General features: G+C 54.1%; 21 protein-coding genes and 1 tRNA gene. 7 read left to right on the top strand and 15 right to left on the bottom strand.

All coding sequences use genetic code 11. The annotated features are described in order from the left end of the window. Positions 1–5 precede the first annotated feature (5 nt). The 3 genes from ACFQDM_RS09210 to ACFQDM_RS09200 all read right to left on the bottom strand — a co-directional run bounded on the left by ACFQDM_RS09210 (position 6) and on the right by ACFQDM_RS09200 (position 3,207). Positions 6–824 carry a copper resistance protein B gene (locus ACFQDM_RS09210; RefSeq protein WP_377378335.1) on the bottom strand — a complete coding sequence of 273 codons (819 nt, stop codon included), beginning with the start codon at positions 822–824 and terminating at the stop codon, positions 6–8. Then, entirely contained in the window at positions 821–2,698 is a 1,878-nt protein-coding gene (locus ACFQDM_RS09205; RefSeq protein WP_377378334.1) for a copper resistance system multicopper oxidase, read from the bottom strand. Before ACFQDM_RS09205 ends, ACFQDM_RS09210 begins: the two co-directional genes overlap by 4 nt. A 98-nt stretch (positions 2,699–2,796) precedes the next feature. Beyond that, positions 2,797–3,207 (bottom strand): hypothetical protein, encoded by a 411-nt coding sequence (locus ACFQDM_RS09200; protein ID WP_377378332.1) that lies wholly within the window; start codon positions 3,205–3,207, stop codon positions 2,797–2,799. A 53-nt stretch (positions 3,208–3,260) separates the two neighbouring features. Here ACFQDM_RS09200 and ACFQDM_RS09195 point away from each other — a divergent pair, with 53 nt between their 5' ends. Continuing rightward, positions 3,261–3,524 (top strand): metal-sensitive transcriptional regulator, encoded by a 264-nt coding sequence (locus tag ACFQDM_RS09195; RefSeq protein WP_377378331.1) that lies wholly within the window; start codon positions 3,261–3,263, stop codon positions 3,522–3,524. 173 nt (positions 3,525–3,697) lie between these two features. Beyond that, positions 3,698–3,931 (top strand): transposase, encoded by a 234-nt coding sequence (locus tag ACFQDM_RS09190; protein ID WP_377378329.1) that lies wholly within the window; start codon positions 3,698–3,700, stop codon positions 3,929–3,931. A 319-nt stretch (positions 3,932–4,250) separates the two neighbouring features. On the opposite strand, the gene ACFQDM_RS09185 is transcribed toward ACFQDM_RS09190, so the two are convergent. Next, positions 4,251–4,327: transfer RNA gene (locus ACFQDM_RS09185), tRNA-Arg, on the bottom strand. Positions 4,328–4,608: 281 nt separating this feature from the next. Between ACFQDM_RS09185 and ACFQDM_RS09180 the strand changes: the two genes are divergently transcribed. Next, on the top strand, positions 4,609–5,532 hold the full coding sequence (locus ACFQDM_RS09180; protein WP_377378327.1) for a TraB/GumN family protein: 924 nt from the start codon (positions 4,609–4,611) through the stop codon (positions 5,530–5,532). Here ACFQDM_RS09180 and ACFQDM_RS09175 read toward each other — a convergent pair. Further along, positions 5,512–6,975 (bottom strand): ABC transporter permease, encoded by a 1,464-nt coding sequence (locus ACFQDM_RS09175; RefSeq protein WP_377378326.1) that lies wholly within the window; start codon positions 6,973–6,975, stop codon positions 5,512–5,514. The two genes, ACFQDM_RS09180 and ACFQDM_RS09175, sit on opposite strands and share 21 nt — an antisense overlap. Continuing rightward, a complete protein-coding gene (locus tag ACFQDM_RS09170) occupies positions 6,968–7,927 on the bottom strand; it encodes an ABC transporter ATP-binding protein (RefSeq protein WP_377378325.1) in 960 nt (319 codons plus the stop codon). Before ACFQDM_RS09170 ends, ACFQDM_RS09175 begins: the two co-directional genes overlap by 8 nt. 89 nt (positions 7,928–8,016) lie before the next feature. Between ACFQDM_RS09170 and ACFQDM_RS09165 the strand changes: the two genes are divergently transcribed. Beyond that, positions 8,017–8,322 (top strand): TraR/DksA family transcriptional regulator, encoded by a 306-nt coding sequence (locus ACFQDM_RS09165; RefSeq protein WP_377378323.1) that lies wholly within the window; start codon positions 8,017–8,019, stop codon positions 8,320–8,322. Positions 8,323–8,380: 58 nt separating this feature from the next. On the opposite strand, the gene ACFQDM_RS09160 is transcribed toward ACFQDM_RS09165, so the two are convergent. The 3 genes from ACFQDM_RS09160 to thpR form a co-directional block, all read right to left on the bottom strand. Further along, positions 8,381–8,680, bottom strand: a complete 300-nt coding sequence (locus tag ACFQDM_RS09160) for an aa3-type cytochrome c oxidase subunit IV (RefSeq protein ID WP_377378321.1) — start codon at positions 8,678–8,680, stop codon at positions 8,381–8,383. 93 nt (positions 8,681–8,773) lie between these two features. Further along, a complete protein-coding gene (locus tag ACFQDM_RS09155) occupies positions 8,774–9,760 on the bottom strand; it encodes an alpha/beta fold hydrolase (protein ID WP_377378319.1) in 987 nt (328 codons plus the stop codon). Positions 9,761–9,815: 55 nt separating this feature from the next. Further along, positions 9,816–10,400, bottom strand: coding sequence for an RNA 2',3'-cyclic phosphodiesterase (gene thpR / locus ACFQDM_RS09150; RefSeq protein ID WP_377378318.1), 585 nt, complete (start codon positions 10,398–10,400; stop codon positions 9,816–9,818). Between the two features lie 143 nt (positions 10,401–10,543). Between thpR and ACFQDM_RS09145 the strand changes: the two genes are divergently transcribed. Next, positions 10,544–10,831, top strand: coding sequence for an aspartate decarboxylase (locus ACFQDM_RS09145; protein ID WP_377378316.1), 288 nt, complete (start codon positions 10,544–10,546; stop codon positions 10,829–10,831). Here ACFQDM_RS09145 and ACFQDM_RS09140 read toward each other — a convergent pair whose 3' ends face one another. Beyond that, positions 10,832–11,371: a hypothetical protein gene (locus ACFQDM_RS09140; protein WP_377378314.1), complete on the bottom strand. Its 540-nt coding sequence runs from the start codon at positions 11,369–11,371 to the stop codon at positions 10,832–10,834. Positions 11,372–11,434: 63 nt separating this feature from the next. Further along, entirely contained in the window at positions 11,435–12,925 is a 1,491-nt protein-coding gene (locus ACFQDM_RS09135) for a sigma-54-dependent transcriptional regulator (protein ID WP_377378313.1), read from the bottom strand. 287 nt (positions 12,926–13,212) lie between these two features. On the opposite strand from ACFQDM_RS09135, the gene ACFQDM_RS09130 reads away from it, so the two are divergent. Together ACFQDM_RS09130 and ACFQDM_RS09125 are read left to right on the top strand one after the other, a co-directional pair. After that, on the top strand, positions 13,213–13,527 hold the full coding sequence (locus tag ACFQDM_RS09130) for a UrcA family protein (RefSeq protein WP_377378311.1): 315 nt from the start codon (positions 13,213–13,215) through the stop codon (positions 13,525–13,527). A gap of 135 nt (positions 13,528–13,662) precedes the next feature. Then, the gene (locus tag ACFQDM_RS09125; RefSeq protein ID WP_377378309.1) at positions 13,663–15,021 is read left to right on the top strand and encodes an ABC1 kinase family protein; all 1,359 of its coding nucleotides are present in this window, start codon (positions 13,663–13,665) and stop codon (positions 15,019–15,021) included. Between the two features lies 1 nt (position 15,022). Here the strand turns inward: ACFQDM_RS09125 and ACFQDM_RS09120 are convergent, their stop codons facing one another. From ACFQDM_RS09120 to ACFQDM_RS09105, 4 genes are read right to left on the bottom strand one after another with little or no spacing between them, the layout of a single operon-like run. After that, complete coding sequence (locus ACFQDM_RS09120) at positions 15,023–15,877, bottom strand: SDR family oxidoreductase (RefSeq protein WP_377378307.1); 855 nt, start codon at positions 15,875–15,877, stop codon at positions 15,023–15,025. Between the two features lie 59 nt (positions 15,878–15,936). Beyond that, positions 15,937–16,476, bottom strand: a complete 540-nt coding sequence (locus ACFQDM_RS09115; RefSeq protein WP_377378305.1) for a hypothetical protein — start codon at positions 16,474–16,476, stop codon at positions 15,937–15,939. Between the two features lie 12 nt (positions 16,477–16,488). After that, positions 16,489–16,764: a DUF2312 domain-containing protein gene (locus ACFQDM_RS09110; protein WP_377378303.1), complete on the bottom strand. Its 276-nt coding sequence runs from the start codon at positions 16,762–16,764 to the stop codon at positions 16,489–16,491. A gap of 5 nt (positions 16,765–16,769) precedes the next feature. Beyond that, positions 16,770–17,690: an alpha/beta fold hydrolase gene (locus tag ACFQDM_RS09105; protein ID WP_377378301.1), complete on the bottom strand. Its 921-nt coding sequence runs from the start codon at positions 17,688–17,690 to the stop codon at positions 16,770–16,772. Positions 17,691–17,695 lie beyond the last annotated feature (5 nt).

Genomic DNA, 17,695 nt, shown 5'->3' with positions numbered 1-17,695 from the left:
TTCTCCTAAAACCATGCGCGCACACCGATGACCCAAACCGTGTCATCTTTGCTGCCGCCAGCTGCTTCAATCATGTTGGCTGTGTCGCCCAGTGCGCTGTGATATTCGACACCGACATAGGGTGCGAATTCTCGCTCAAACTCATATCTGAGACGCAAACCCGCCTGTAGGTTGGTGAAACCAGATCCGATGTCCCGATCCGGTATGTCCTGTGCAGAGAACTGCAATTCAGCACGCGGCTGAAGGATAAGCCTTTGCGTCAGGAAGAGCTCATACTCACCTTCCAGATCACCAGTCAGATCACCTTCTTCGCTCAGATATGTCGCGCCATTGAGTTCAAACCAGTACGGCGCGAGCCCCTGGAACCCGAGCACAGCGTGTGCCAGTCCATCTGGTTCAAAATCGTAGCGGATACCTGACTGTATATCGAAGAAAGGTGAAACAGCTCGTGACCAAAGAACCTGAACCTCAGCCTCTTCAAATTCATCGCTTTCAAAAGCGTATTCGCCTTCAGTACTGATGAAGAGCTTATTTACGTCACCGCCATACCAGAAGGAGCCATCCCAGACGCCGACTTCCTCGCCGTCCTTGAACTGGACCTCAGCTCTGTCCAGAGAAAACATGTAAAAATGGTCGTCGCCATTGTGATGCAATACGCTTGCGCGCGCAGCGTCCATTTCGTCTGCATCATAATATTGATCGGCCTGCGACCAGAGCTTCTCTCCATCGGAGTTATAGCCGTGATCTTGCGCGAATGAGGGAGCCGCAGACACCAATGCGCTTAGTATGCTTCCCATCAGAATGGTTTTCGAGATCGTGCTCATGAGCGCACCTCCTTTCCCATTTCGCCGTGCATGTCTGAGTGATCCGTGCCGTGCGAACCATGAGGATGCTCCATACCCGGCATCGACGATGAACTGTCCGGCAGGACCGAAACGACCTGCATCATACCTGCATGCATGTGGAAGAAGAGGTGACAGTGGAATGCCCAGTCACCCACATGATCAGCAGTTACATCAAATGAAAGTTTCTCGCCCGGTTTGACGATCACGGTATGCTTTCGCGGCTTATTGTGACCGGCTCCGTTGACGAGATCGAAGAACATGCCGTGCAAGTGAATGGGATGCGGCATCATCGTATTATTGATGAGCGTCACCCGCACGCGCTCGCCTTCGTGGAATATAATCGGCGCTGTGATGTCAGCAAATTCGACACCGTTAAACGACCACATATAGCGTTCCATGTTGGACGTGAGATGGATTTCCATTTCGCGTCCGGGCATTCGATGGTCGGGATTTGGCGCTAAACTGCGCAATTGAGAGTATCGCAAAACACGATGCCCGACATTGTCCAGACCGATGCCCGGCTCATCGAGGCGACTGGTCGGCATCATAGCAATATTTGTAACACCTGGACCCCTCTCAATTGTTTGTGCCTCCACAGGCCAGCTGCTTCCGCCCGTGCCCGCCATCATCCCATGGTTGGAATGATCCATTCCGCCCATGGCGCCGTGATCCATTCCAGTCATCGAACCCGATCCCGAAGGCATTCCACTCATTCCGTCATGACCCATACTGTCATGGCTCATACCCATGTCGCGCATGGTGAGCGTTGGAACGATGCGTAGCGCTGGAGCCTCAGCGCGCATGCCCGGACGTGGACCGAAAGTGGCGACGACTTGACCCGAACGGTCAATGCTTTCCGCCACGAATGCGAACGCCCGTTCTTCCTTCGGTTCGATAATGACGTCGTAAGTTTCGGCATTGCCCATCTGAAATTCATCGACTTCAACGGGCTGAACATTTAGGCCATCGGCTGCCACTATTGTCATCGGCAGGCCTGGCATGCGAACGTTGAACATTGACATAGACGACGCATTGATGATGCGGAGCCGTATCCGCTCGCCGACATTGAAGACGCCATTCCAGTTGTCCGATGTGGCGTGACCATTGATCAGATAAGTATAGGTTTCGCCCGTGACATCAGCGATATCTCGCGGCGACATACGCATCTCGCCCCACATGGCGCGATCAGCCCATGCTGCATCCAGTCCTCGCTCCTGAACATCCCGCAAAAAGTCAGGTACAGTTCGCTTCTGGTAGTTCAGCGTATCGCCCGCTTTTTTCAGCTCAGAGAAAATGCGGTAGGGACTCATAAAGCTCCAATCCGACAGAACGAGTACGTATTCACGGTCATACTGCACGGGATCAGTACCTGCCGGATCGATGATGATCGGTCCGTAATGCCCAAGTGGCTCCTGAAGGCCTGAGTGAGAGTGATACCAATAGGTGCCTGATTGGGGCACAGCATATTTATACGTGAAGGTTTCGCCTGGACGAATGCCGGGAAACGTCACGCCGGGCACACCATCCATTTGAAACGGCACCAACAATCCATGCCAGTGAACTGAGGTGTCTTCATTCAGCGTGTTAGTAACATTCAGCGTAATCTCGTCGCCTTCACGAAAGCGTAAGAGTGGTGCAGGAACCGTTCCGTTCATGCCGATAGCTTCGCCTGCGCGCCCATCGATACGGACAGGAAAACGTCCAACTGTGAGATTGAAATTTGTTGCCGTTCTTGTGGAGACGCCTGTGTTTCCGTTTGTTGCAGACTGCGCCCAACCGGGGAGCATGGACGACATCCCCAGAACCAATGCACCTTGCGCGCTGGTCCGGATAAATTGTCTTCGGGTGACCATAATATATTCCTTTGAAGTGAGTTTTCGTGCGATCAGTCGAAGACCAATCGCGCCATACGAGAGGCCTCGCGCTCAGGCGCAGGCCAAAGGCATGGAACTCAATTCAAAAGGCGTGTTTTCAGAGAAACAGGGGTTTGCCTCAGAGGCGGTCCGCGTGTTGAAAGCGGGCTAAAATACGCATTACCGATCAGCGCAACCGATGAATGCGCGACAGGAAACGCATCAAGGATGGCGACTTTCAGAGGAGCAGGAACGAGCGCGGCTCTGGAATCGTCCGCCTTCAGCAATTTCAGGCTGGTGTCGCAATGTCCGCACGGTTGGCCGTTCTCGTCCGTTCCGCCTTTGGAGTGTTCCGCGCATGGATCATCCACGTGCGGCTGAGCATCAGCGGAAGAATATGGAACGGTGATCTGGGAAACTGAGAGTTCACTTGGGCATGCACAAAGCGCCTGTTGCGCTCCAAACAGGAGCGCCAGAAGCGTAACGACAAATGTGCGAACTGCTGGCATGCATTGACCTTTCAGGTAGAAAAAAGCTTAATACCCCCCAGAGGTATTTGTCAATGTCAGAAAAAGTCGTTGCCCGGCTCAAGAGAATTGAAGGACAGGTCCGAGGACTTGTGCGTATGCTCGAAGAAGATCGGTATTGCATCGAAGTTCTACATCAGATGCAGGCCGTCAAATCCGCGCTCTCACGGGCTGAGAGCGAACTTCTGAAACAGCATGCCTCACACTGTGTGGAGGATGTTATTGCAACTGGCAACACGACGGAACAGCGCGAAAAAGTCGCAGAGCTGATCGATCTTTTCGACAAGCTTAAGCGCTGAGCTATTGCGTGTTTGAAAGCTGCGAACTTTCTTTCCGGAGATCTTGAGTCTATTCGGGCATCCAGATGCGACGATGTCGCGAATGACTGGTGGCTACAGATCGGCGTGACGCCCTGACCAAACGGATTTGTGAGCTTGTGCCATAATGGTGGATTGGATTAATCGTACAGGCGTTGCGCTGTTTTTATGGTCTGGATGTTGTGTCAGCAGCTACCTTCATTGCATCGGTTGGCGATCTGGCGCGCTTTGACAGCCCGAGACAGTTGATGGCCTATCTGGGCCTCACACGTCTGACTATACTTCCGAAAACAGAATTTGCCGCGGCGACCGGCAACCGTGAGGCAAGGCGCATGATTGTCGAAGCATCATGGAGCTATCGCTATCCGGCACGTGCGGGGTGGGGGTAATCGGAGTGACTAATGGGAAATACGATTTTTGGATGAAGCTTGTCCCGCGACCTTGGCGTATAAGCTGGAACATAAAAAGTGAGGCTCTGGTATCACCTATCTGAGCAGTCCAAACAATATGGCCCTTTCGAGGAGATGTTCGAACTCACGATGCGCTTCCATTTATGTCCTTATATTTGGAAAAAGGCGACTACATCGCACATCCAACAGTGCTGAGATTGACGCTGTTATCGCGATATGATCGAATCTGATGCACATGAATTCGAAGATAGTCCAATTTTTTCAGCAGGCTGGGAGAAATAATTTGCGCTTGAAAGCATGGCGCACCCGACAGGATTCGAACCTGTGGCCTTCGCCTTCGGAGGGCGACGCTCTATCCAGCTGAGCTACGGGTGCATACCGTTCGCGAGGTGCTTACGCTATGCTTACGCGAGATTTATATCGGTCTAAAGAGCGAACCCGACATCCGCTCAAACCGTTGTTTAGTCACTTCTTTCTTCCAACACCAGAAACCATCGCCAGACTTGACATCCGCCTTCGGAGGGCAGCGCTCTATCCAGCTGAGCTATGGGTGCTTACCTGTTACAGACCGGCATATTGCCAGAGCGGTCTGGATATGGCGAGTAGGTTTGAAACGCAAGTGATAGCTTCACCTTCTCCGGAAAAAGCAGGCCTCCATGACAATTTTCACCCATACGCTCACTGCCACCCGTAGCTGGGTTCTGGGTCTGGCCTGGTTCGTTTGCGCCTGCGCCGCTGTAGAGCCAGCCACGACGAACCATACACCAGAAACAAGCGGCCCGGCGATCTGGCGCGTGGCCGATGATGATACCGAAGTGTTTCTTTTCGGAACCATCCACCTGCTTCCCAAAACGCTGGCCTGGCAAACCGAGAAGCTTGAAGACACACTTCTGACATCTGACATCGTTTATCTGGAAGCCATTCCTGAAGATGTAACGCTGGATGATCAGCGTCTGTACGGGCAATTGGCGAAGGCCGAGCCAGGTAAATTGCTTTCGGACCTTCTGAGTGAAGAAGACTATGCCCGTCTTGAGATCGCGGCTGATGAGCTGGGGCTGCCTTTCGCAAAGTTGAATGGACAACGCGCCTGGCAGGTTTCCATCCTGTTTGGACGGATGGCACTGGAGCGTCTCGACTTCGATGCACGATATGGCAGCGAAGCCTGGATTCAGGACCTGATCGACAACAAAGACATTGAGAAGCGCGCACTGGAAGGCAGCATGGTTGTGCCGGTTGGTCTGGCCAGCCTGCCCGATGAAACCCAGCTTGAGTTTCTCATGCAGTCGGTCGACGAGATACCTGACCTGAAGGAGGAGTTCAGCGAACTCATTGCCGTTTGGGCGGCCGGCGACGCTGAAAGCCTCGACGCCTCGACCATGCAAAACATGCGTGAAATGCTGCCAGACGTTTATGAGATCCTGATCGTTGAACGCAACAAGGACTGGCGTGACACCATACTGCACCTGCTGAACACCGAGCGCGGTCGCATCTTCATCGCCGTCGGTGCAGGACACCTTTCAGGGCCTGACAGCCTCGTCCGGCTGCTCGAGGAAAAAAAGCTAACGGTCACCCGCTTCTGAGCCGTGAGCAGACGCAGCCTTTTTCCGGCCAATCAACCCCATCATCCAGCCTCTCGCCTCCGTCAGGCCCGCGCCGTGCACAGCACCGGCCCGGTAAACACGCGTTGCTGCCCAGAGCACACCGGTTGTAAACAGGCCCATCCAGAGAATCTGCACAAGCACCTGCCAAACCGGCGGATCGTTTGGTACCTGAAGAATGAGCAGGAACGGTGTCAGCAGAGGAAACCAGGCCAGCCCTTCCAACAGAGGTGAGCCAGGATTGCTGATGGCAACCGGTATCATCAGCAATGGGATCATCATGACGATGAAAACGGGACTGAGTAAGGATTGTGCTTCCTGAATGGTGTCGCAAAGCGATCCGAGCGCCAGAAACATGGCACCATACATCAGGTAACCGAGGAAAAAGCTGACAACAGCGGGAGCCAAAAGGCGCGGGTTGAGAGCTTCGGCGAGGGCCTGAGAAATCTCCGGCGGCAGCGCATCCTGAAGTGCCAGACTGAAAATCAGCGAGGAACAGGCCCAGACCGAGACGAGCGTCAGGCTGAGAAACAAGACACCCAGGAGTTTGCCCGTCAGCAATTGCGGCAGCGAAACACTGGTCAGAAGTGCATCAAAAATCTTGTTGGAGCGCTCTTCAATCGTACCGGTCAGCAGATAATTGACGACCGAGAAAATCAGCAGCCAGAGCAGAAAGGAAAGCCCGATCGCCATGAAGAACGGTGCTTGGTCCGAAAATGCAATCTGACCGGTTTCGCTTTGTGCGGACGGGCTACGCAGTTCAATTTCAAGTGCATTCGCGCGTGTCTCAGCAATCAGGCGCTCGTCAAAGCCTTCCGCATCGAACATGTTGCGAAGCGCCATCTGTTCGCTGACCCGCATACCCATGCGTGAAAAATCCGTCGATACGACATCGTCACTCCAGTATTCGATCTGGTCGTTGCCAACGATGAAGACTGCATACAATTCGCGCGCTCCGAGTGGCCCCGACACAAGCTTCTCCCCTGTGAGATAAGCCATCAGATCGTCAATGCTTTGTGCAGGCGGCGGAACCTCAACAAAATCATGTGCGGGAATGGCAGGAACGAGCTCCGGGGCAACCTGCAGAACGGCGGCCTCAAGGGCCGTGCCCTGAGCGCGCAGACTGCGAAATTCCTTCAGCCTTTCACTTGCGTCCGCATCTTCGCTCAGCCCTGATACTGGTGAGAGGAGGCGTTCGATCTCGCGCGCACGCCGATCATTGAGATATTCGGTAAGGTGATCGGAAAAAGTCGTGCCCGTTTCAAGTACCGTATAGTAGCGGGCGGGCTGTGTCTTCTCGATGAGCAGAGGCAGCCCCATGGCAAGCGCCAGAATGAGCGGCGTAAACAAAAGGCCGAGCCAGAAGCCCCATGCCGTCACATAGGCCAGATATTCGCGGCGAGCGACCAGCAGCAATTTACCCATGGCGCATCGCTCCATATTTTTGTTCCGCTTCCGAAACAAGAGACACGAAGACGTCACGCAGGCGACGCTCATCCGGATCGAAACCCTCGATCAGAATCCCCTTCTGGATCACGGTGGTGAGCACATCCTGACTCGTCGCACCACTCGGAAGCGTGACTTCCCACCATACGCGCTGGGCATCGTCCTCTTCCACTTGCAAAGGCGCGACCTCAAACGCAGTTTCCCGCATCTCAGCTGCCAGGTCCCGCTCTGGTAGCGTTGCAAGTCGCACTTTGTGAGCCAAAAGCGAAAACGCTTCCTGCATACTACCGTCGAACATTTTTCGACCGCTCGCCATCATGACGAGCCGATCACATAAACGCTCAGCATGTTCCATCACATGTGTCGAAAACAGAATGGAAGCACCGCGCGCGTGCTGTTCACGGATCAGAAGCTCCAGATCAGATTGATTGACGGGGTCGAGACCGGAAAAAGGTTCATCGAGGATCAGGATGTCCGGTTCGTGTGCGAGCGTGGACAGGATCTGAACTTTCTGCGCCATCCCTTTAGAGAGCCGAGAAATGCGGGTTTTGCGAAAGTCAGAAAGATTGAACCGTTCGAGAAGCTCATCGGCCCGCGTGAGCGCGTCACTGTTTTTCATCCCCTTCAGACGGGCGAAATACGCAATAACGTTTCGCGCTGTCATGCGCTTGTAGAGACCGCGCTCTTCCGGAAGAAAGCCAACCCGATGAAGATTTTTTAGTGACGGCGCCGCCCCATAGATACGCGACTGACCTTCATCTGGCTGCATAATGCCAAGCGCCAGTCGAAGACTGGTAGACTTGCCCGCACCATTGGGGCCCAGAAAGCCGAGTATTTCGCCTCCCCTCAATTCGAAGGAGACATCCTGCACGGCGCAGAAGCTGCCAAATCTTTTGGTGAGATGGGAAACTGCCAGAGGCAAATCAGACATAAAGGGCACTCAAATCAGACGAATTATCAATTTGGGGCATGGATTTCCCAATGAAGCATGAAATTTTTTGCTTGCGGGAATGATTTTTCATGAGCAGCATACATTTTGTGGGAAAGCGAACAAACTCTTCTTCGCCTGTTTTGCCAGGCTCGGTGTCCAATGGCCCAGCCATTGGTCATGCTCCGCGCGTGGGATTCGACCATTCGCATAAACTTCGAACGCCGCGCCCTCTTGCGCAGCCTGACATTCTGTTTCGGGTCGAGCTCGCTCTGTCTCGGCTGGAAAACGGTGATTACGGCTACTGCGTGACCTGTGATGGTCCGATTTCCATTGCGCAGCTGGAAGATGACCCGTCTGCAGTTGTCTGCAACACCTGCCGACCCGTTCGCGTCTGAGCATAAAAAAAGGCCAGGCAATTCGCCCGGCCTGATTTCTCTCACCCGTGAAGCAGCTCTATAAGACAGCGCTCGCGAACATGATGATCAGCTGAAGGATGACCGCGAAAACCGCCAATCCGATTACGGTGACGATCCAGGCGCTACCCATGCCCATGAACAGGCCACCTGCAATGCCGAGGACAGCCATCAGGCCGAGCGCAACCATCCAGTGCATGCCCATTGTGATGGTGAAGACCGCATAGCCGAGCGTGATGATCAGGATGAAAGAAGCCCATTGGGTCACTTTCATGAAGCCATGCCAGGTATTTTCTTGCGTGGAAATGTCCATTTCGCCGCGAACGTAATGATCGCTCATGCGGGTGCCCTTTCAGCCTAAAACCTAGTTTTTATCGGGATAGTGGCTCCGGCGCATTCTCGCAAGCCCCAATCCACTCAATACATCTATTCCTTACTCGGATTTTCTCGATGGGGCGGAATGATCCCAGTCTGCCAGGATCGCACGCAGAGCCGACACAAAGGCGAGCGGCTGATCCAGCATGACATGGTGATATGCGTGCGGAATGGAGACGAAAGGGACCTTTCGGTCCAGCAATTGCTCCATATAGTCCTTCACCTCGTCAGGCATGAGCTCGGAGTCCTCACCCCTGAAGAGCGCGATCCGGCAAGCCGTCTGCTTCAGGAGCTCGCTTGCAGACTTTCCGATTTCAAAGCGCTGCCAGATGTCTGGATCAAACCGCCAGGTCCATCCCATACCGCTGTCCGTCTCGACCTGTTTGAGACTCCAGCGGGCAATATAATCCATCGCAAAATGATTTTCGCAAGGCTGTGCCGGCGCAAGACGGAAGCGGCCCAGAGCCGTTGGAAGATCTGGATAAATCTTATGGCTGCGGATCGCCCGGCTCTCTTTGCGTTCGCGATGAGGCGGATTCACAGGACTATCCACAATCACCGTGCCAGCAAGCCGCTCGCCATATTCCGCCCCGGTCAGGATCGTTACAAAGCCACCAAAGGAATGCGCCACAATGATGGGCTTTTGTTCATGATCGAACATGCCTGTCGCTTCACAGACGGCTATCTGCTCTTCGGCGAAGGTCGCCATGTCGTATTCAGAACGCCAATCAGACTCTCCCATGCCGGAAAACGTCATCGCTACAACATTATAAGTCTGCGCAAAATATGGCGCGATGAAGTCCCACCAATGCGCATGCGCGCCATTGCCGTGCACGAGCAGCAATCCCGGCTTGTTCGGAGAGGACCAGCTTTGATAGTGAACGCGCGCACCTTTTACGCGCACGAAGCGCGTTTCATACCCCGTCGCAATCGCTTTGGTGAACCAGTCAGGACATGGAGGAATGTCGCCATTGTATGACGACAATGGGCCTGCCTCACGCGGCAAGCCCTGCACATCTCGGTGAAGTGTGTTCGACGTTTCCATGACAACACTTTCAGACCAGTGACCTTGGGGCAATCAATCGGATTTTTCTGAAATCTCATTCCGACTGATTTTGGTTTCCGGAATGTAAATCTGACACGTTACGAACCGGTCCCAAAGGATATTCTGCTTCGCTGACATAGCGGGATGCATTTTTTCCACTCCAGCTCGAATAGAGGTGAAAGCGATCGGCCCAGAAAGGCCCTATGTTGAGCAGTGCATGCTTCTGCGCAAATGACATCGCATCGTGCAGGGTCGTGCCATGACAATAAGCCAGGGTCACATGTGGACGATAGGCTCGTTTCTCTGTAGCAAGCCCAACCCGGCGCGCCGCTCTCAGGCAATTTGCAGCCAGACGGTTCAGCGCCTCATTTGGCTCAACACCTGCCCAGAGTGAATGGGGCTCGGACGCACCAAACCAGCCCGCCGACTTCAGCCTGATCTGCATTTGTGTTGCATCAATCCGGGCAAGTTCATGGTCGAGATCTTCAGCGATCGTGCCGTCCATCTCTCCAAAAAAGCCAAGCGTGATGTGATAATTCTCGATTGGTCGCCAGCTGGCACCATCAACCTTCTTGGATATGACCTGAAGCGCTTCGCCCACGTCATCGGGTATATCGAGTGCCGCAAACAGTCTGTACATGTGCGAAGATGTGGCACCAGCCAGCAGACAGAGCAAGACTTCTCACAATTACCCGCCCGTGCGACAGATCGAGCGCTTGCGATCACCGAACGCACGGTCAATCATGAAGACAATTGATTCGACCTTAATGGAGAGGCATTCACATGAGCTCGTCCCCACTCGGTTCCAAAGCCAACCCGTCCCAATTTGACGTTTACAATGAGCTGCCAGACGACGAGCCATACTTCGTCATCCGCGCGCGCGATCCTCTGTCCTCAGCCCTTGTCGAGCTGCATGCCTATATCGGTGCGGGCCAGTCCGGCGCGGCACACAACAAACTGGCTGAAATCATGAATATGACATCAACCAAGCCACCGCGTCCGTCTGACAGCCCGAAATACCGTGAGACCTTTCAGATCTCGCTTTCCATGGAAAAATGGCGCGAAGGCTGATCAGTATTTTTCAGCAAGCTTCCGGTTTTCCCGTCCGGCTCCAAGGCGCAGACGCGTCGCCAGCGTCAGAGACTTTTTTGTTTGTTGAACAATTCGGTTGAGATGTTCATCCGAAAGGCCTGCACGCTGCGTTCTTGAATATGCGACCCGCAAGTCCTCGCACAATGAAGAGATCGTCTCCCGGAATGCCTTGGATGCGTGATAAGCATCTGGCATGGTCGTGACTTCAGATCGCGATACAAAGTCGCGTTCCAGAGATTCACAGGATGAACGCGCTATGGCCAGACGCCGCGCGAGCGCCGCCTTCGGGATCACTGCGACATTCATTTCAATGTCAGAGATCGCTGCCTGAATATTCCGGAGCTTCATATCGGAGTAAGCGAAGCTACTGCCGCGAACAGTCAATGCGGGCGTAGGCGTGCGTTGAGATATGTCAGGCAGTGCAGGATGCGCGACAGGTTTCACACCGCCCGCATTCTGCGCTGCGGCCGGCAAGGCAAACAGCACAAACCCCAATATCCAATTCTGCAAAACTCGCATAATCAGCTCCCATAGGAGCTGAATCCTGACGAATATCACCTGAACGGGACATGAAGAGAGCGCTCAGCTCGCTTCGGCTTCAGTTTCTTCCGGCTTCACGCGAAGGTCATGCTCGCGCACTTTTCGGTAAAGCGTCGAGCGGCCAATGCCAAGCTTGCGAGCGACTTCAGACATATGTCCGGCGTAAAAGTCGATCGCATACTGGATCAGATCTCGTTCCACTTCTTCAAGCGGACGAAGCTCTCCGCCGGAATCGGTCACGCGAACCGGCATGCTCGTCTCATCGGTAGCTTCAACCGGCATAGACAACATCGAGGCCGCGACCTCTCGGGCAGGCACCTCTGCCTGAACAGGCTCAAGTTCGGGCAGTTTGTCCATCAGGCTTGCAAGCTGCGGGAAATCCTGAGGGCGAAGCTCATCGCCTTCACAAAGAACCACCGCCCGGAAAATCATGTTCTCAAGCTGGCGAACGTTACCTGGCCAATCAAAAGCGCTCAGAAGCGTGGCTGTCTCTGGCGTCACGCCTGTGACTTTCGTGCCTTCCGAGGCATTGATCCGCTTGATCAGATGCTGCGTCAGCGCAGGAATGTCTTCCTTGCGCTCGCGAAGCGGTGGCATGTCGACCGGAAACACATTCAGACGGTAGTAAAGGTCTTCACGGAAATACCCTTGCTCAACCAGTTGCGCGAGGTCCTTGTTCGTTGCCGAGATGATGCGGACGTCCACTTTTGTCGGGCGACGGGACCCAATGGCATCCACTTCACCTTCCTGCAGAGCCCGAAGCAGCTTTACCTGGATGTCGAGCGGTAGCTCGCCGACCTCATCAAGAAAGAGCGTGCCGCCATCGGCTTCGACGAATTTACCCGGCGATTTCGAAACGGCGCCGGTAAAAGCCCCCTTCTCATGGCCGAACAGAATGCTCTCGACCAGATTTTCTGGAATCGCACCACAGTTCACAGTCACGAATGGGCGACCAGAGCGTTCCGACGCGCCTTGAATGCAGCGGGCAATGACTTCTTTACCGACACCTGATTCACCCTGAATGAGGATCGGGATATTGGAAGATGCTGCACGCTGTCCCAGACGCACGACCTGACGCATGCTTGGGGCTGACGCGATCATGTCATCAAAAGACAGTTCACCGCTTGCCGTTTTCTTCAGACGTTTCACTTCGCCCCGCAAATCGGTCATCTGAAGGGCGTTGCGAATGGACACCACCACACGCTCGGGCGATGCCGGCTTCACAAAGAAATCTATTGCGCCTGCGCGCATGGCCTGAACGACCGTATCAATGCTGCCGGAAGCCGTCAGAACCATCACTGGCAGATCCGGGCGAACTTCCTGGATCTTTGACAGCACATCCATGCCAGAAAGGCCGGGCATGATGAGATCCAGCAACATGACGTCCACGCCGTCGGATGGATTTCGTGCCATTTCCAGACCACTTTCGCCATCTGGGGCGACCCGGCAGGCAAAGCCTGCGCGCTCTACAGCTGCCTGAAGAAGACGGCGCTGTGTCGGGTCGTCATCAACGACGAGAACTGTCTTGGCCATTTGTATCACCCTCATCCCGCCATCACTGGCGTGTCATTCGGGTGCCAACTTGGCACACTGGGTTAAAATTATGCTTAAGGTGATAGAATGAATTTAAGCGTCAGGCCGCGCCAATTACTCGCGTAAGCAGCCACTTGCTGCGAATACACGAAAACACGCACAAGAAGCATATTTTATCGAATTACAATAATTTTACTTTACAGAATTATCGAAAAACGATACATACATCCTCGTAGGGAGCAGTGACCCGGTCCGGCGGCATCCGGACAGAAAAGAGGACACTGAAAATGAAAAACGTAATGATCGCACTTGCTATGACAGGCATGATCGCTTCACCAGCCGCGTTTGCCGGCGAACAATTCGACTTCGAATTCTCGTTCGACCGTGCGACGCTGCAAACAGAAGAAGGCGCGCAGGCAACTTATGATCGCCTGCAGGATCAAATCAAAGACGCTTGCAAATTTGCATCGTCTCGCAAGGGTCTCTCAGCCGTTCGCTATGAAAAGCAGTGCATCGCGGCCGCAACAGAGGAAACCGTTCAGAAGATCAATTCTGACACTCTGAAAACGGCGCACTTCAACGAAGTCAGCCAGAACAGCTGATCCAGACGACATATCTTACCCAAAGGCCGCCACAAGCGGCCTTTTTTGTGTCGCGCATATCTAAAAAGGTTGGTCAGAAAGACGCGTTGGCTTTCCGTCGTTTCAACCTATCTCTTGTAAACAAGGAGACTGGTTTTGAGTGACGACAGCCGAACACCCGATGACCCGGAGCGCAATCGCTTTACCGCACGCTTTGGCCGCGCCGCCAAAGTCGGTGCCAACCTTTCAGGTGCCGCGCTGAGCTTCGGTGCCAATCGGGTATTTGGCAGCAATGATGAGAAAGTCGCTGCAGCGCTGGCATCCGCACTAGGAAACACCAAAGGGCCCTTAATGAAAGTGGCTCAGATGCTGTCCACAATTCCAGATTTTCTGCCACCTGAATACGCTGCGGAATTGTCCCAGCTTCAGGCACACGCGCCGGCCATGGGCTGGCCATTCGTCAAGCGACGCATGCGTGCAGAACTGGGAGCTGACTGGCAGAGCCGCTTCAGCGAGTTCGAGAAAGAGGCAGCCCATGCCGCCTCTCTCGGACAAGTGCACCGCGCCCGGACGCCGGAAGGCGACGACGTTGCCTGCAAGCTTCAATATCCGGACATGTCGAGCGCGGTGGAAAGCGATGTCGGTCAGCTCAAATCCATGATGGGTCTATTCAAGCGCATCGATGGGTCGATTGATCCTAGTGCTGTGATCGATGAAATTTCGGCGCGCCTGCGCGAGGAGCTTGATTACACACGCGAGCGAAAGGCGATGCAGGCTTACGAAATCATGCTCGCCGACAAGTCATTCGTGAATGTGCCGCGAGCCATAGACGAATTATCGACCAATCGCCTGCTGACCATGACATGGATGTCGGGACGACCACTTACATCGTTTGAAAGTGCGCCTCAGGAAACCCGAAATCAGATTGCTGAAATGCTGTTCTGGACCTGGTGGGGACCGATGAATGCCTATGGCATCATTCATGGCGACCCTCATCTCGGCAATTATCAACTGACCGGAGAAGGTGAAGGGATAAATCTGCTCGACTTTGGCTGTATACGGATTTTCCCGCCGCGTTTTGTAGAGGGTGTGGTGAAACTTCGTGATGCGCTTTTGCGGGACGATTTCGATGATTGTGTCGCCGCCTATGAACAATGGGGTTTTGAAGGGTTGAACCGTGAACTTGTCGAAGTTCTGAATGTATGGGCCCAATTCATCTACGGACCTCTGCTTGATGATCGCGTCCGCACAGTTGCTGACGGGGTAAAGCCCGGCGAATATGGCCGCAAGGAAGCGTTTCAGGTCCGCCAGCTTCTGAAAGAAAAGGGGCCTTTGAAAATCCCGGCCGAATTCGTTTTCATGGATCGAGCTGCGATCGGCCTGGGCGCAGCGTATCTGCGGCTAGGAGCCGAGCTGAATTTCTATGAGCTGTTCGAACGCAGTATTGAAGGCTTTGCCGTTGAAGACATGGCTGCCAGACAGAAGAAAGTTCTGGAAGAGGTTGGACTCGCTTAAGCTAGCCCTTCACGTCGATCGCATAGCGCTTCGCCATTGCTCTATCGACCCAACGTTTGGGTAGTCGGCGCGGAATCGTCCAATTGGTCAGCCGGTCCGGTACAGGCGCATAGCGTGCCCTTGGCTTCTTTGATGTCAGTGCCTCTTCGATAACAGCCGCGATGTCCTCCGGCGGGAACCCATCACGCCCGCCTTTCAGCATGACTTCGGAGAATTTCTCAATGGATTTTCCCCAGGGCGTGTTGGCATAAGGCGTTGATTCATTCTTCTCTTCTGCCTTGTCCCAGATCGGAGTTTTCACTGAACCCGGACCAATTGCGATCACATCAATGCCAAACGGCAACAGCTCCCGTCGCAAGGAATCCGTAAGCCCCTCAACGGCATGCTTGGTCGATGAGTAGGCGCCTAGAAACGGCGCTGCGAGTTTACCTCCAACGGATGTGATGTTCACGACGCGCCCCGGACGGCCTTTGCGGGTCTCATCCATTCCGAGCAATGGCAGAAAGGCCTGGGTGACCGACAGCGCACCAAAGACATTGACTTCAAAATGCGCTTTGAACTCATCGAGCGGCTGCAGCGCGAGCGGTCCCATCTGGGCAATGCCCGCATTGTTGACCAGGCCGGTCAGCGTGTCGCCATTCAGCTCTTGCTCAACACGATGAACGGCGTGTTCGATCTGTTCCGGTTTGGTGACATCCATTATGAGCGGCTTGATTTTCGGTTCAACCTCGTTGAGCGCAGCCGCATCCTCATCAGAGCGCACGCATGCGAAAACAAGCCAGCCATGACTTGCAAGCCATTGGGCAGCCGCCCGGCCAATTCCGCTTGATGCCCCTGTAATCAGGACCGTGTTCATACCTTGCTCCTTACTCAACGTGTCCTTCAGGATACGCATGGAAGGAGGCAGAAGTTCACTCAGGATTCGGAATCGCTGCCTATTTCATCACGAACAAGTCTCAGAAATGGCTTTTGAGCCACAGGTTTCGATGACGGCGAGCTGTCGTCGTGTGGCGTCTCGGAATGGCCTGAAACCAGTCTTAAACGTGGTGAATCACCTGTAAACGAAACGTTTTGTTCCATTTTCTGATCTGCATCGCCCTCAGGCTCGTCAGCGATATCGTCATCAATCTGACGACTGGACGGTCTTCTGTCAGAAAATTTGTTTTTTGTCTTCAGGGGCTTTCGGGTTTTAAAGCCGCCATATGGTTTCCCACGGCTCTTTTTATCGAGCTGACGGAGTATTTCTGTCTGAGCATTGGATAGCGCTTCATCGCGGCGCCCCAGATTTGGATCATGAAACGCCGAACCAAATTTGGTCAGGCGTTCATCAATACCCTCGACAAAGTCCTTTTCCCAATCCGTGAGCTCGACTCCCTCAGCTTCTGCGCGCTGCCTCGCTTTACGAAGTTTACGCAGTGCTTTCCGGGTTTTCTTCTCGTCGACCTCACGAGGCAAAACGTTTTCCCCTTAGATTTCTCCCAGAGCCAGCAGATAGGTTTCCAGAACCTGTTCCTGCTCTTCGCGTTCCTGGCGATCCGTCTTGCGAATCTTGATGATTTGGCGAAGGGCTTTCACATCGAAACCAAACGCCTTGGCCTCAGCATAAACGTCTTTCACCTGCTGGGCGACTTCTGCTTTTTCTTCTTCCAGACGCTCAATGCGCGCAACGGTCTGCCTCAGCTTTTCAGCTGTTGAGGCGTTGAGGGATTGCATGCTGACTGTCGATGGCTCGTCGTCTGTCATTTCTCTTATCCGTTTGGTGTTTCAAAATCTGCTTCCTGCACCGATTCGCCCTTAGCAAGGCGCAAAATCGTCCGCGAGATCAGGCCCGCCTTTCCGTGCTGAGGCATATGCCCCTCATCAGCAAGTTTCACCAGTATCACGTGCTCGGGCGCATCACGGCGCAGTTTTGCAGAATGGAGTTTCGGCTTCAGGACGGTATCGCCTGCGCCGGAAAAAACAATAACAGGTACGGAGATTTCCCCATACCGTTTCTGTTGTTTCGCCAATTGCTGCTTCAGATTTACGACATCAGCGGCATTCCGCCGAAAAGTCGGTGGTCGAAACAGGAGGTCCACACCCATCCGATCTGCATAGTTCTCAGGCGCGGGCGCGGGCGAGAACAGCCTGTCCAGGCTTGTGCGTGCGATATCAGGCCCGACCGAAGGCGCAAATTGTGAGAAAACGTTACCTACCAGAGGGAAAGCCGCGATGCGATTGTACCAGGCAACGCCACCATCGCCCCAGTCATGGGTAACAGGCGCAAGCAAAACGACGGATTTCACCAGTTCCGGATGGTCCAATGCAAGACGTAGCGCGACAGCACCGCCAAAGGAATGTCCCACAATGACGACGGGCTCTTCCGCCTTCGCTTTTAAGATGGTTGCCATCGCCTCAGCCTGGACACCAAGTTCAAAGCCTTCGTCAGGCCGTCCGGAATATCCATGCCCCGGACGATCAGGGATCAGCAAGCGCACCGTTTCACCCGAAAGCTCTGGCTCGAGCGTTAAGAGGTATTCGCGCGCATTGGCACTGGCGCCGTGTATCATCATGACGGGCGAGCCATCACCACGATCAATCACGTGAAGTGCGACATCCTTATAGGACACAAACTCACCGAGTGGCGGATATGTCTGCTCAACCCGTTCGGAGAAGTTTTTCGACGACACGCAGC

The organism is Ponticaulis profundi (genome assembly GCF_042659465.1).
In the GTDB taxonomy this organism is placed as follows: Bacteria; Pseudomonadota; Alphaproteobacteria; order Caulobacterales; family Hyphomonadaceae; genus Ponticaulis; species Ponticaulis profundi.
Note: the sequence above shows the minus strand (reverse complement) of the source record. Positions and strands in the feature narration are given on the sequence as shown.

Bases quoted from the DNA above. Each gene is read 5' to 3' on its own strand.
- ACFQDM_RS09210 (WP_377378335.1), bottom strand. From the start codon at position 824: ATGAGCACGATCTCGAAAACCATTCTGATGGGAAGCATACTAAGCGCA.
- ACFQDM_RS09205 (WP_377378334.1), bottom strand. From the start codon at position 2,698: ATGGTCACCCGAAGACAATTTATCCGGACCAGCGCGCAAGGTGCATTG.
- ACFQDM_RS09200 (WP_377378332.1), bottom strand. From the start codon at position 3,207: ATGCCAGCAGTTCGCACATTTGTCGTTACGCTTCTGGCGCTCCTGTTT.
- ACFQDM_RS09195 (WP_377378331.1), top strand. From the start codon at position 3,261: ATGTCAGAAAAAGTCGTTGCCCGGCTCAAGAGAATTGAAGGACAGGTC.
- ACFQDM_RS09180 (WP_377378327.1), top strand. From the start codon at position 4,609: ATGACAATTTTCACCCATACGCTCACTGCCACCCGTAGCTGGGTTCTG.
- ACFQDM_RS09175 (WP_377378326.1), bottom strand. From the start codon at position 6,975: ATGGGTAAATTGCTGCTGGTCGCTCGCCGCGAATATCTGGCCTATGTG.
- ACFQDM_RS09170 (WP_377378325.1), bottom strand. From the start codon at position 7,927: ATGTCTGATTTGCCTCTGGCAGTTTCCCATCTCACCAAAAGATTTGGC.
- ACFQDM_RS09165 (WP_377378323.1), top strand. From the start codon at position 8,017: ATGAGCAGCATACATTTTGTGGGAAAGCGAACAAACTCTTCTTCGCCT.
- ACFQDM_RS09160 (WP_377378321.1), bottom strand. From the start codon at position 8,680: ATGAGCGATCATTACGTTCGCGGCGAAATGGACATTTCCACGCAAGAA.
- ACFQDM_RS09155 (WP_377378319.1), bottom strand. From the start codon at position 9,760: ATGGAAACGTCGAACACACTTCACCGAGATGTGCAGGGCTTGCCGCGT.
- thpR (WP_377378318.1), bottom strand. From the start codon at position 10,400: ATGTACAGACTGTTTGCGGCACTCGATATACCCGATGACGTGGGCGAA.
- ACFQDM_RS09145 (WP_377378316.1), top strand. From the start codon at position 10,544: ATGAGCTCGTCCCCACTCGGTTCCAAAGCCAACCCGTCCCAATTTGAC.
- ACFQDM_RS09140 (WP_377378314.1), bottom strand. From the start codon at position 11,371: ATGCGAGTTTTGCAGAATTGGATATTGGGGTTTGTGCTGTTTGCCTTG.
- ACFQDM_RS09135 (WP_377378313.1), bottom strand. From the start codon at position 12,925: ATGGCCAAGACAGTTCTCGTCGTTGATGACGACCCGACACAGCGCCGT.
- ACFQDM_RS09130 (WP_377378311.1), top strand. From the start codon at position 13,213: ATGAAAAACGTAATGATCGCACTTGCTATGACAGGCATGATCGCTTCA.
- ACFQDM_RS09120 (WP_377378307.1), bottom strand. From the start codon at position 15,877: ATGAACACGGTCCTGATTACAGGGGCATCAAGCGGAATTGGCCGGGCG.
- ACFQDM_RS09110 (WP_377378303.1), bottom strand. From the start codon at position 16,764: ATGACAGACGACGAGCCATCGACAGTCAGCATGCAATCCCTCAACGCC.